General features: G+C 41.3%; 7 protein-coding genes. 5 read left to right on the top strand and 2 right to left on the bottom strand.

The genetic code is table 11. The annotated features are described in order from the left end of the window. Positions 1-51 precede the first annotated feature (51 nt). Entirely contained in the window at positions 52-4,428 is a 4,377-nt protein-coding gene (locus tag H6H03_RS27045) for a PAS domain-containing hybrid sensor histidine kinase/response regulator (RefSeq protein ID WP_190958143.1), read from the bottom strand. Positions 4,429-5,252: 824 nt separating this feature from the next. On the opposite strand from H6H03_RS27045, the gene H6H03_RS27040 reads away from it, so the two are divergent. From H6H03_RS27040 to H6H03_RS27025, 4 genes are all read left to right on the top strand, one after another. Beyond that, the gene (locus tag H6H03_RS27040) at positions 5,253-6,782 is read left to right on the top strand and encodes an FAD-dependent oxidoreductase (protein WP_190958142.1); all 1,530 of its coding nucleotides are present in this window, start codon (positions 5,253-5,255) and stop codon (positions 6,780-6,782) included. Positions 6,783-7,857: 1,075 nt separating this feature from the next. Further along, complete coding sequence (locus tag H6H03_RS27035; RefSeq protein WP_190958141.1) at positions 7,858-8,688, top strand: squalene/phytoene synthase family protein; 831 nt, start codon at positions 7,858-7,860, stop codon at positions 8,686-8,688. A gap of 554 nt (positions 8,689-9,242) precedes the next feature. Further along, positions 9,243-10,829 carry a serine/threonine-protein kinase gene (locus H6H03_RS27030; protein WP_190958140.1) on the top strand — a complete coding sequence of 529 codons (1,587 nt, stop codon included), beginning with the start codon at positions 9,243-9,245 and terminating at the stop codon, positions 10,827-10,829. Positions 10,830-11,433: 604 nt separating this feature from the next. Further along, on the top strand, positions 11,434-12,168 hold the full coding sequence (locus H6H03_RS27025) for an FHA domain-containing protein (RefSeq protein ID WP_190958139.1): 735 nt from the start codon (positions 11,434-11,436) through the stop codon (positions 12,166-12,168). A gap of 218 nt (positions 12,169-12,386) precedes the next feature. Here the strand turns inward: H6H03_RS27025 and recA are convergent, their stop codons facing one another. Further along, positions 12,387-13,466: a recombinase RecA gene (gene recA, locus H6H03_RS27020; RefSeq protein WP_190958138.1), complete on the bottom strand. Its 1,080-nt coding sequence runs from the start codon at positions 13,464-13,466 to the stop codon at positions 12,387-12,389. Positions 13,467-13,864: 398 nt separating this feature from the next. On the opposite strand from recA, the gene H6H03_RS27015 reads away from it, so the two are divergent. After that, positions 13,865-14,645 (top strand): Uma2 family endonuclease (locus H6H03_RS27015; RefSeq protein ID WP_190958137.1); only part of this gene is annotated, 781 nt, incomplete at its 3' end.

Genomic DNA, 14,645 nt, shown 5'->3' with positions numbered 1-14,645 from the left:
TCTTTGGCTTTACTCCTGAATTCTGACTTCTGAATTCTGAATTCTGATTTTTCAAGTCCGCCCAACCAGACTGGCGACTACTGTCGCTAACTCAGCCGGCTCAACAGGTTTAGGCAAATGCAGCTGATAACCTTCTTGTATGGCTCGCATCCGATCCTCAGCCCTAGCATAAGCTGTCAGTGCTGCGGCGGGAATATTTCCCCCTAATTCTGCTGGCTGCGATCGCAGTTTGCGAATCAATGAGTAACCATCCTCTTGAGGCATACCGATATCGCTAACTAACACATCTGGTTTCCACTCTGGAATTACTTGCAATGCTTCTCGAACTGATGCTACTGCTCGAACTTCCGCTTGGTACTGTTCGAGTACTGTGGTGACAAATTCACGGCTATCAACTTGGTCATCTACAACCAGTACTCGTACACTAAGCAGGGAGGGGGGCACAGGGGCACAGGAGCAAAGGGGCACAGGGGCACAGGAATTGAGAGGCGGACTCTTGAGAAGTGGTAGCTTGACTGTAAATGTCGCGCCTTGTTGTTCGCCGGGACTATCTGCGTAGATGATACCACCATGCAATTCTACTAAATGACGCACGATCGCTAATCCCAGCCCCAATCCTCCATAGGTTCTGGTGCTAGAACTATCAGCTTGACGAAAACGTTCAAAGACGTAAGGCAGAAAATCAGCACTGATGCCAATACCTGTGTCAATTACTTGAATTTTTGCATATTTGTCGGTTGTCTGTGGTTCTAAGCTGGGGGATTGCCCAAGGGATTGCCCTAAATTAGACCTTGAAGCGCTGATGTCAGTAACTACAGACAATCGCACCTCTACTCGTCCGCCTGCGGCTGTGAATTTGATGGCGTTGGATAGCAAATTCCAGATAATTTGCTGCAAACGCTCGAAATCTCCTGAAACTAAGAATATTGGATCTTCGGCTTTGCAGTTGCCGTTTGGATGCTGATTATTTCGGAATTCTGCTTCTTTTGATGCGGTTTCTGAGGAAGGAACGACGGAAAATCTCAAATCGATTTCTTTAGATTGGGCGGCTAAGCTAACAGTCTCTAGGCTGGACTCAATTATCGACACCAAATTACAACTACGGACATTGAGGCGTAATTTACCTCTGTTCATCCGCGATATATCGAGCAAGTCTTCAATTAGCTGCGTTTGCGCCTTAGCGTTGCGCTCAATTGTCTCCATACCTTTAGCGATTTGGGTTTCGCTGAGCTTGCTGCGTTGCAATAGTTGTGCCCAGCCAAGGATGGCATTCAGGGGCGATCGCAATTCGTGGGATAATATGCCCAGAAACTCATCTTTCATCCGGTTGGCTTGTTGTAACTGCTCAGTCTGCTGTTGCAAAGATGCAATTAAACTAGCTCGTTCCATTGCGATCGCTATTTGGTCGCAAACTGCCTGCATCATCGCTTTTTGATTTTCGGTGAAGCTCAACCGAGTCCGACTACCAAAAGAAAGAGTACCCAAAAGCCGTCCCTGTGTCATTAACGGGTAACAATAATAAGCAGTAATACCTAAAGAACGAATTAAATCTGTTTTCGGGTCAGTTGATTGCTGCACATTCTCTACAGGTATGGGGCGGCGTTGCTGGGCTACAGTACCACAAACCGCCTGACCAAATGCCAACCACTGAATTTCCTTTGCCAGTTCTGGGGAAATGCCACTGTAAGACTCCAACCGCATTACCTCAGAGTTATCCTCAACCAAATAGTTGAAGTAAACATCTAAACCAATTTGCTCCGAGAGTTTTCGGAAAACGCTATCGATTAGTTCTACTGGTTGCTGGCTCGATAGCAGATCGTTAGCTGTCTCAAAAAGTAACTTTAGCCTTTGGTAATTCAAGGAAAGCGCTTTTTCTGCCTGCTTGAGGTTGCTAATATCTTGGAACACCAAAATACAGATAGCTGGATGACCGTGCATCGCTGGCAAAGTATCCGCAAATATCAGTAAAGAGCGCACGCCACAGCTAGTATGCCAGTCCACCTCCAACCCATTAAGACGTTCGCCAAGGGCCACCCGCACTCCTGGCATTTGCTCATTGGGAATGCCATTTCCTGCCGCATCCGTATAGTGGTAAACTGTGTGATATTCCGCTGCTGCTACACCTTTAGGAAATTCGCCCCCGGCCAATTCGTCAGCAGAGCGATTGGCAAAAATTACCCGTGCTGTTCCTGGTTCAATAAACAACATCGGTCTTGGCATTAGATTTAACACATCTTCCAGCCATTTTTGCTGGTTGCGGAGTGCTTCTTCTACCTGCTTGCTTTCTGTAATATCCAAAAATGCCCCAACGCACCCTCTAGTCTTGCCATCTTCGTCAAACAAAGGTGCAACATGCTCTAAAAGCTTGACTATTTTTCCGTCTTCATGTATTATATCAACCTCAAAATCTAAAACTTCGACCCCATGAGCAGCAGAGTACTGCATGGGAAGTTCTTCTGGTGACAATTCCCTTCCCTGGCGGTAAACTTTAAAGTTAGTCGGTTTTTCACCCAAGGGAGCGCTCAAAGAAGCATTTGCATCTGGTGATATGCCCAACTGCTTAGCAAAAGCAGGGTTGACCTTGATACTTTGGCATTGTGGATCTTCAGCAATGCCAATACCAATGGGAATTACCTCCAGCAAAGTTTGTAATTCAGCGATCCGGCGTTGTAGATCCTTATTTAATTGTAAGATTTGTTCCTTGGCCTGTTTTTGTTCGCTGATGTTGCGAGTCACAGTAGCCAAAGCAATTGGTTGACCTGTGTTGTTCTCTGTAACGGTGAAGATGTTGTAATCAACTGGTATCGCTTTGCCTGTTTGCAGATGTCGAAAGCGGAATTCTCCCTGCCAACGCCCTTGCGATCGCACAGTCGGCAGTATACGCTGTTGAAAATAATCTTTGTCTTCGGGCATGACGTAATCTAATACGGCCTTTTGCTTCACTTCTTCTAAGCTTGCAAGCCCTACTAACTTTTGACCTGCATCATTTATATAGAGTAATTGCCCCTCAAGTGTGGCGATACCAATAAAGTCAGAGCTATTTTCTACCAACGATACTAACTTTTGTTGTTCTGCTTCTGCTTGCTGGCGTTCGCTCAAATCGAGGATAAAAGCTACTGACTCGTCCCGTGTTTCTCCCAATAGCACGTAACCAACTAAAACCGGAATTCGGCTACCATCTTTGCGAATGTATTCTTTCTTGTATGGCGTACAAGCACCTTTGGGATTTGCTTTGGCTTCGGCAATACCTTGTTGGTCTAAATATCGATGCTCTGGAGGTGTGATTTCTGTCCAACTTAATCTGCGTGCCAACAGATCTTCTTGGGTGTAACCAATTATCCTCAAATATTCGTCATTTGCCTGGTGGATACCGCCATAAACGTCAGCAAAGACTATGCCGATAACGTTAGCATCTACAAAACTTGCCAGTTTATCTTCGTAGGCTCTTAGTGCTTCTTGGGCACGTAAACGTAGGCTATCGGAGATATCGCGTTCATGGCTGAGGTGTTCGATAACCCTCGCACTTTGCCAAATCAAAACCGTAAAAATTACAATCAGGACGATGGCAAACACTGATACTGCAAAAGCTGGGTCGTATTGTTCTGCGCGTTGACCTTCAACAATTATCCACCCTAATATAAAAGGTACTGCGATCGCCGCAACCAATAACCGACGCGCAAGTAAGCCGCCATAGTTATCACTCGTGACTACTTTCATTAACCCCTGTTCTGGCCGCGCCCACAAAATACCTATACCTAGTATGTTGAATAACAGCGCTGTGTGTAACGCCATTGATGTTGTATAAGGGGCAATGCCATAAAGAACTTTGACTTTGTAGGCATAGCCCATCAGCGCTTGAAAGGAAATCAAAGTAGCTAACAAAGCCAGAATTTGGGCATACCAATAACTGCGGTGATTTCTTTGATAAATTAGAAAGTGTAAGGCGACACTGACCAGTATAAAATTCACTGCCGTGTTTGCCCCCATTCGCCCTGGATGTGATATCACCAAACTAGTCGGTGAGTCGCGAAACACCAGTTCATCAATACCAAAATTCCAGCCGAACAGATATTGACACAGTGTGAGTACAGAAATTGTGGTAACCGCTATTGCACAAACTTTGGCAAGTAGGAGACTAGGGAAATGCAGGTAATTTTTAACTGTTCTTTCCTGCGTTGTTTTTGTTCTCCTTCTTGTTAAAAATAGCCACAGCGATATCCCAGACAGCACAAAGCACAGGGCTGTGTTGAATTTCATCGTCGCAGGACTACCAGGAAAACCACGCTTGAGAAGATCAATTCCCAACCACCAACCAACTAGTACCAAACTACCAACCAAAACGGGTATCGCACTTGCGATTTTTGCCACAAATGAATTTGCTGGAATCTGAAATATATCTTGCAGTCGCAAGCGGTTAACCTTTAACATTGAGTGTTCTCTAACCGCATCTATCTAGCGTCATAAATCACCGTATTTCTTACGGGTTAATCATTTATGTCCATTGTATTGTATGCTACCCCTTGAGTTGCTTTTCATCTACCCCTATGCATATTTTTTATTGCACAATTTAGAGTAAGAAATAAAGGTGCTTCAAAAATCAAGCTTTTTCACGATCTCCCAATAGCAAGTGATGTTAGCTGCCATTGTCTTAAGAGCGCTGTTGAGTAACACAAACAATTCCATTACTTCAGACATTGAAGGTGTCCACAGCCCCTTTTGAACTTTAATTTACCCTAATTTTAGCTCGTCTAAATCCCTAAGTTTTGTCCAGGGAATAGCAAACGGCAAGAGCAACTAAATTTTTAAGGGTTCAGCTAAACTATAGCATCATCCAAAAAGCCGTTAATAGTGGCAATAATACTCAGTAAGATTTTTCCAATGCTATTCATTAGTTTAATCTCCTACTTTCTCCTACTTGTCGCTGGACGATATTGAGTCCGATAATTACAGCATAATTTAATCTTTAAAGAAATACATTTTTTTATAATTTCATCCTCAATAAAGTATATTTTTCTGTCTACCATCGTGGAGATGCAATATTTATAAAAAATAGTCTAAACTTGCACAAGAATAAGCTGGAATATAAACTTTAGCTTGATTCTTGACAAGAGTCAAAGATAGACATAACTCCAAGCTAAATAGGAAAAATATCAAAATATTTTTTGTTATTTGTCAGTTTTGATTTTCCTGTCACTCGGAGATCGATCTAGCTATTTACAGCAAATAAATTAGGTATGAGACTCTACAAAAAAATGCAAAACGACTCTGGTAAAACTATTTCTATTTGGATGGCAAGCGCAAAAGTTCCAGAACAAGCCGCGCTTACAGAAAATATTTATGCAGATGTGTGCGTCGTGGGTGCTGGCATAGCGGGGATGTCAACTGCTTATATTTTAACCCGCCAAGGTAAGTCTGTAGTCGTGCTGGATGATGGTGTGATTGGTGGCGGCCAAACTGCACGGACAACAGCACACCTATCAAATGTACTAACCGAACGTTACTACGAACTTGAGCAAATACACGGTAAAGAAGGCGCAAAACTTATTGCCCAAAGTCATACAACAGCAATTAATACTATAGAAGCGATCGCTACCCAAGAAAATATTAACTGCGATTTTGAGCGGCTTGATGGCTATTTGTTTCCACCGGATGTGAACTCATTGGATGAAATTCAGCAAGAGTTAGAAGCTGCACACCGAGTCGGACTCACTAATGTAGAAATTCTCAAAAAAGCACCATTAACTGATTTTGATACAGGTGTATGTCTACGCTTTCCCCAACAAGGGCAATTCGACCCCCTGAAGTATCTCGCCGGACTTGCAGAAGCCATTCAACGTCGTGGTGGCCGAATTTTTACCAGAACCCACGTAGAAAAAATCAAAGGTGGTTTACCCGCCCGCGTTGAAACCAGCAGTGGTCAAGTTGTCACAGCCGACGCTGTGGTAGTAGCAACCAATTCGCCCATCAGTAATTTAGCTACTATGCACTTTAAGCAGGCTCCATACATGACTTTTGTCATCGGTCTGAAAGTCCCTCACGATTCAGTTTACAAAGCCCTTTATTGGGATACCCTCGACCCTTACCACTACGTAAGATTACAGAAACTCGATTCTGAGTACGATGTATTAATAGTTGGCGGTGAAGACCATAAAACTGGACAAGCAGACGACGCCAATGCCCGGTATGCCAAACTCCAGACATGGACGCAAGAACGTTTTCCGATGGTACAGGAAGTTTTATTTCGTTGGTCAGGTCAGGTAATGAATTCTGATGATGGTATTGCTTACATAGGCAAAAATCCCTTTGATGAACAAAACGTTTACATTGTCACCGGTGATACAGGCATAGGCATGACCCACGGTACAATTGCAGGTATACTGTTAACTGATTTGATTTTAGGACGAAAAAATACCTGGGCAGAGCTTTATGACCCGTCGCGTGTGAGAATCGGAGGAGTAAGCGATTTTATCTCTGAAAATCTCAACGTTGCTAGCCAATATTTAAATTGGGTGACACCAGGAGATATTGATTCTGTGGAAAAACTCGCCCCCGATACGGGTGCAGTGGTACGGCGTGGTTTGACAAAAGTCGCAGCTTATCGAGACGAAAACGGCACACTACACCAACATTCAGCAATCTGTACTCACCTCAATTGTATCGTCGCCTGGAATTCCTCAGAAAAAACCTGGGATTGTCCCTGTCACGGTTCGCGGTTTGATACTCAGGGAAGAGTAATTAATGGCCCAGCGATTAATGGGTTGGCAGCAGCGGAAGATAAGTAAAAAGTTTCATTAAACATTCACAAATGTTTTCTGAAGTGGGATATTCACCCACCTTTTTTATTATTATTCAGTAAATATACTCTATTTCTTAGTACCAAAAACTACTTATAAACAGTGATCGCTCCAGTATGCCTCTAATTTAATCCACCATAACTCTTTGGCAAAGTAACTTTTGCATCTAAAGGTATCTAAAGTTGCTATTATTCCCAATAATAATTGTAATTATATATACAAACTATGAGTAGTTAAATTAACGCAGATTTAGGGTAAATTAACCTCTAAGCACTAATCTTCCCAATAAAAATTGTTTTTGTAAAGAATCAAACACTCAGTATATTTGAGTCTGTGTAGCTAATTTTGGTTGGTCTATGCTGCTTAATTTATAAGCTTATTTTATAATTCATTGCCAGCTAGGAGTTTTTATCTACTTATATTATTTATGATTAAATAATACAGCTATTTAAAAAATCTACAGTGCGATCGCAACACTTTTAAGACCAATGAATTTTGAAATTAAATACCCTCGATGCTCTCAGACGGTAGTGCCAAGTAGTTGTTATTGCGACTTTAACTGTATTCAGCTATACAGTTTTATTTATAACTTGCTTGTAAATAATTATAAATAAAACTAATTAATTATCAGGAGAGATAATGTTAAGCCTGATACCAGAAGATAGTACTCGTTTTTTATGCTGACGCCACTGCATATCTAATTGAGAAAAATAAACTAGTAAGTTGAGGTATCAAAGCTGTACAAACACAAGAAACTTTAGTAGCGATTCCCACTTAATCTTTTAGTGCTTAGCATGATTGTTTATATTTACGCTAAAAACTTCATGATGTCTATATAGAACTATACCTGAACCTTTTTTGCAACCAAAACCCTATATACTAGACTAGACTTTAATAAATTTGAGAGTTTTGTTAATTGCAACACCAAAAACTATTAATTTTCAGATGAAATACTAGCGTATCTTATAGTCTATAGTTTTTAAAGTTTAGTCAAAACTATATCCAGTATCATCAAAAAACTGCAAACTTCATGTGGTGTAAAAATCAAGCGGGGAGTGAAAACATGAATTTACGTAGAGATGCTCTGCAAATCCTTAAAGAAACTAGCCGAACTTTTTATATTCCAATTAGTCTTTTACCGCCAGGATTGCAAGAAGCAGTAGCATCAGCATATTTGTGTATGCGTGCTATTGATGAAATTGAAGATCATCCAGAACTAGACAACCCTACTAAGGCAAAACTCTTACGCACAATCAGTCTGACATTACAGGCAGGAGTTGATGGCTTCGCGCTAGACGCCTTCAAAGCAGGATTTAGTGAGTATGAGAATTCCTTAGAAGAAGTTACTCTTAGAATTCGAGAATGGTCGCTGCTAGCACCTGAAACCATTGCACCTCGAATTTGGGATGCCACTGCTGCAATGGCAGACCGGATGGCTTACTGGGCAGAAATCAACTGGAAAATTTACACCGAATCTGATTTAGACCGTTATACCTTTGCGGTTGCAGGTACAGTGGGATTATTACTTTCGGACTTATGGACTTGGTACGATGGAACACAAACAAATCGTACCCAAGCCATTGGGTTTGGCCGGAGTTTACAAGCAGTTAATATTCTGCGTAATCATACTGAAGATCTCAGACGTGGGGTAGACTTTTTTCCAGAAGGTTGGAATGCAGCAAATATGCAAGAGTATGCGCGGCGCAATCTAGGCTTGGCAGAAGCTTACACCAAAAATCTTCCCACAGGCCCAGCCTTAGACTTTTGCCAAATTCCCTTGACCTTGGCACATGGAACCCTTGATGCCCTGGCTAATGGTAAAGAAAAACTCAGCCGCAGCGATGTTTTAGCACTTCTTGAACAGCTGATTGGTGTGAACATGAAAGCTAGCTAATAGTTTCTTCAACTAATGGAGCCGATCCTAAATTGTCTCCAATATGGGCATCCAAAATCCTACAGGATTTTCTGTAGGAGAGCCAGTTCAGTCTTGGGGTTTCCCCAAGTCGAGTAACTGGCGTGTTTTCCCACAACTGGTGTTGGGCACTGCCCTCCAATACTCTAATATGGCATCTGGCTAAAGACTGCTCTTTAAGACTTTAGTAAGCATAGAGGAAGCTTTCCCGCTTTCTGCACAGATGTTGGAAAAAAACTAATTAACCACACATTATATAGTATATTTCGCGCAAAACAAGGCTATACATAGCATCATCTAAAATTAGACATTCTCAAATACAAATTAGTATAAAGCTATTCAAGTATTATGTAAGAATGTAGGTATAATAAAGAATTTTGTTTTAGCGATCGCTGTACGTAATCTTATTTAAACTTTAGAAACTCTTCAAAGGATTTCCAGCAAAAATTACCTGGTAAGTCTTGATTAAGATCTAAATAATTGAAGGAGAGTATAAAAAACTCCCTATGATTCTTCGTGCAGCGAGTTGACAGTGCATGAGCTACTGCTTAAATCCTACCTGTCGCAATCCAGAAAATTTGGTAAATAGCCAAAGGTGTCAGTCTTGTGGCTCGCGACTACTGTTGCGCGATCGCTATCAGGTAGTCAAGCCATTAGGCCAAGGTGGCTTTGGAGCAACTTTCCTAGCCCAGGATCGAGTTTTACCAGGAGAACCTAGTTGTGTAATCAAGCAACTACGACCCTCTGGCAACTCGCCACATGTTTTACAGATGGCCAGAGAACTCTTTGAGCGAGAAGCCAAAACTCTAGGTAAGATAGGCAATCATCCCCAAGTACCACGATTGCTGGACTATTTTGAAGAACACGAACAATTTTACTTAGTTCAAGAATACATCAGCGGTGATACCTTGCAAGAAGAGGTGAAACTCAACGGTGTATTAACCGAAACTGGAGTCAAGCAATTCTTGAGTGAGATTTTGCCATTGCTGCAATACATCCACGAGCAAAAGGTAATTCACCGAGATATCAAGCCAGCTAACTTAATTCGCCGCAGTCAAGATGCCAGAATGGTACTCATTGACTTTGGTGCTGTCAAAAATCAAGTTACTCAAGGTGCAGCGACTCAATCGGGACAGACGGCGTTAACTGCATATGCTATTGGTACTCCTGGTTTTGCACCTCCAGAACAAATGGCCATGCGTCCAGTCTATGCTAGTGATATCTACGCACTGGGCGTGACATGTATTTATTTGCTAACTAGTAAAACTCCTAAAGATTTAGATTACAATCCCACAACTGGCGAGATGATGTGGGAACAGCTAGTGCAAGTGAGCGACCACTTGACCAACGTATTGCGGAAAATGTTAGATGTATCAGTACGTAATCGTTATCAATCAGCAGCAGACGTTCTCAGAGCCTTAGAGATAGAACCATACTTAGATAGTTTAGCACAGGGGTTGCTGGCTAAATCTCCCGATGCTGGAGTTAAAGGGCGAACATACAACCGTATGGAAGATTCTGCTGTTTTATGTAGCAATGCTTCTCCAGCTGTTACTAGCGCAGGAGTAGCACAGGTAGCAGCAGCAATTCGTGCTAGACGAGCCAAGGCTGAAGCCGCTGGAATCGGCAAATCAACAACTTTCGCTAACAGCAACAGTAATGGTTCCCAAATTCCAAATTCTAAAGTTGAGCGCAAATTAGATACCCAAAGTTTACTAACAGCCTATATCAAAGGAAGACGGGATTTTGCCCTACACAACTTAAGTTTGCTAAACCTGCAAGGTGCTGACTTATCAGGAACAAATTTTCATTCGGCTCAATTACAAAAAACCAATCTCCAAGGAGCTAATCTCCACAACAGTGACTTTGGCAGAGCAAGTCTCACTAGAGCTAATCTCAAAGATGCTAATTTGAGCAAAGCATACTTTAACCATACCGATCTAGAAGGGGCAGACCTACGAGGTGCAGACCTCAGCCATGCTTATCTCACCAATGCCAACCTCCGAGGAGCTAATTTATGTGGTGCCAATCTCACAAATGCCAAAATTTCTGATGAACAGCTAGCACTAGCAAAAACAAATTGGATGACCGTGCGCCCCAACGGCAAACGAGGCTTATTGTGATTTGAAAGTTCGCATTCACTACAGAAGTTAGGGGCTTCCAGTTAAAGAAACTTTTGCGATCGCATCAAATATTCATAAATAATCTTTAACTTAACGGTATTTCCTTATTAGTGGCACAATTGCTGTGAAAAACTTTCTACAGTACTTTACAAGTAAGTGAAATAAACATTTTAATATAATAAATATTGTACGATGTTTTCCCACTCATTGTGTACCTCATTGAGATAAAATATGCTGTAAATTTTACCTAAAAATGGGATTTTTTAACGTATTTGTAATCGCAGTTTTTTAAATAAAATTACCGCGTAAAAATACGTAGGCATTTTATCAATCTTCATGAAATCTTTATAGTTTTTATCTGTTAAAAATAACAAAGTATTATTTACAATAAAAAATAAAGCATCACATAATTTTTTATAAAGATTGCCATAATTTTTATGGCTATAAACAACAGGGAATTTCACACCCAGAATTTGCCAAATTTAACCCTCCTAAGCCAATCAACTTCTGAGATGGCAGCGGAAATTAAAAAACAATTATCCCTGATTGTAGGCTGAAGCAAAATATTCACAACCGAAATCAGGTCATAGAAGGTTTATATATCATGGCTGACTTTGCACAAACGGAAATAGAACGGAGATTAACTTTATATCAAGTATTTCTGAAATTATATGAACACCACAGCGGTCTCTTAGACGAGATTCTTCAGCTAGAAAACCTATATCAACCCTCGTTGAAGAGGGTGAAAACATATTATGTAAACGGGATAGTCGATACTGCTGCCGTTTATTTGATGACTAATTTGTGCGACAATCAGACCCAAAGTTTACGACAACCACAGCAGATCTGGACAATAGGTCGTGGTCGCAGCAGTGGCATTTGCGTTCCTGATAGTTATATGTCTCGTCGCCACGCTGCGATTCAACATATTGAGGAGGAAGGCTTCTACTTGATTGATTTTAACAGTACCAACGGCTCATTTGTGAATGAGCAACGTGCTGTTGAACCGATCAAACTCAAAGATGGCGATCGCATTCGTTTAGGTAGCCTAAGTTTTAGTTTTTTTGTCGAGGATAAGTGCCGCGTTCTACCAACTGTAGCAATAGAGTTATTGATGCAGCTGATGAATCGAAAGAGCGATAGCAAAGCAGAAATACTGACTTATCCTCGCGATCGACCAAAAATTCTAATTGACAGCCCAAATGACAATTTAGAGATTTTCAGAAATTCCGGACTAGCTGATAAAATTGACCATTGGTATGAAAACTTCAGTTCAGAACAGAAGTCAGAAATTTTAGACCGTCTTTTTAGCAGACAAAAACCGTATAATCCTAGCTAAAAAATTCAAAAGCAAACAGCAAGGGTAACGTATTACTATTATGTAAAAGGTGCCTTATGTCTCTTCATAACGCACCATATAATTGAAAATTGCGCTATTGCCCAATTTTAGTTATGAATTTATTATATTTAGAGACGTTGCAATTGCAGCGTCTCTACAAGAGTTTTGATATCATGCAGAATTGTTTTCATACATGAAATCATTTAGGCCAAAATTGCTTATTCTTCTTCCTCTAATTCAATTTCATCTTCATCTTCATCTTCATTAGACTTTGATACAGAGTTAGCAGAAACAACAGCACCTTTATCTAGTTTTTCCCGTACTAGTTGCTTAATTTGTTCAGCAAATTCTGGCTTTTCTTCTAGATACTTAATGGCATTGTCTCGTCCTTGAGAGATGTTATCGCCGTTGTAGCTGTACCAAGCTCCTTTGCGAATAATGATGCCAGTTTCTTCTGCCAAATCCACAAGGCAACCCAGGATAGAAATACCTTTACCAAAAATAATGTCAAATTCCGCAACTCTAAAAGGTGGCGCTACTTTATTTTTCGCAACTTTGACTTTGACGCGGTTACCAAATTCATCTGTACCTTTTTTCAAGGTTTGAATCCGACGAATATCCAAGCGTACAGAAGCATAAAACTTCAATGCATTACCGCCAGTTGTGGTTTCTGGACTTCCGTAGGTAACACCGATTTTTTGCCGCAACTGGTTAATGAAAATCACTGTGCAACCAGATTTACCAATATTGCCAGTAATTTTACGCAAAGCTTGGCTCATTAACCTCGCTTGGAGACCAACGTGAGCATCACCCATATCGCCTTCAATTTCAGCGCGGGGAACTAATGCTGCTACCGAGTCAATAACTACAATATCAACCGCAGCAGAACGAACCAGCTGATCGACAATTTCCAAGGCGGCTTCTCCTGTATCAGGTTGGGAAACCAGCAAATTGTCAATATCTACACCTAATGCCGCAGCGTAGGTGGGGTCAAGGGCATGTTCGGCATCAACAAACGCAGCAATGCCACCTTCTCTTTGCACTTCCGCGAGCGCATGTAAGGCTACTGTGGTTTTCCCGGAACTTTCCGGCCCATAAATCTCAATTACCCTCCCTTTGGGTAAACCGCCTCCCAATGCCAAATCCAAGGTCAGTGCCCCGCTGGAAATTGTCTCCACCCGCATCCGGGTAGCATCCCCCAGGCGCATGATTGCTCCTTTACCGAAGCTGCGCTCAATCTGGTTGAGTACTATATTTAACGCTTTTTGCTTGCCAGAAGTATCGGTATTGATAGCCATTAGAGCCTCTAAGTATATGGATTTTCAGGAGTGTGGGTTTAGATGTTGAGTAGAACAGATATACTATTTTAACCAGAAATTTCTGGAATAGGACTTCTCAAATTAAAAATGAACTGTGACAAGATCGTAACTCGATCGCTATCTGATTGGGGTAGTCCTGCCCAATGATACCAACTTGGATTCAGAGTTGACTGTTGATTGTCACCACTGGTATTTTTCACAACTTAAATAGGATTGCTATAAAGCTATATTGAGGTAATTCTAGCAGAGCGATCGCATTCAACCTGTTTTAACAATTAGTTACATAGATGGTAAGACGAGAACCCTGATGCTAAGTTCGTAAGTCAGATTGAGTATGTTAGCCTGACAGCAGTAGAAACAAAAGGTCAGTCTTAGCAATGACAGCCACGACATCCCAGAATTTATCAGATGAATTAGCTGAACGGGGCTGGCGAACTGAAATTGTCACCCAGCCTGATGGTAGTATTGATTACGTAAAAATTCCCTTAACTTCGGAAGAGTTTCTCCATCCACAAGAAGGATATCACTTGCCTAATAGTACCTTTCATGACGATGCGGCGGGTGATACCAAAGATATGCTGACTCGTCGTTACGCCAATGATTCCACCGCAGGAGTCTTCCGCGATTTGATTATTCAATGGGGAATTCCCAATTTGAAAAATCATTGTCCAGATACTTTTGTCGTTTTTGGAATTCAAAATAAAGAACAGAACCATACTGAGTTTGTTGTATCTGAAGAAGGGGTGCGTCCTTCGTTGATTATTGAAGTAGTTTCTCCCCGTTATCGCAAGGAAGACCGACAAACAAAAGTCAAGCACTACCCCTCTTCTGTCACTTTCCGAGTATTCTTAATAAAAGGATTAAAAGAAAAAACTCTGGAAGGTAAGCAGGGCATGGATGTAGAATTACAAATCCTGAAACATTTGGCTAGAGACGCCCACCCAACAGTTGCGATCGTAGATGAATATTGTGCAGAGTATAAAGAGTTATTTAAAGAAGTAAGGAATTATGAGTGCTTCAAATATTTACACCTGGGGATAATATCAACGATAAAAGGAACATTAAAGGAGTCAGATAAATACAAAACTAAAATAGAGTTAGCATCGGAAATCATTACAGAGTTAATGGAATCAGGCTTCAATATTGAATTGGTATTGG

The sequence above is a fragment of the Nostoc paludosum FACHB-159 genome (assembly GCF_014698835.1).
Classification (GTDB): Bacteria; Cyanobacteriota; Cyanobacteriia; order Cyanobacteriales; family Nostocaceae; genus Nostoc; species Nostoc paludosum.
The sequence above is the reverse complement of the archived record's forward strand: the minus strand, read 5'-3'. Positions and strand labels throughout refer to the sequence as shown.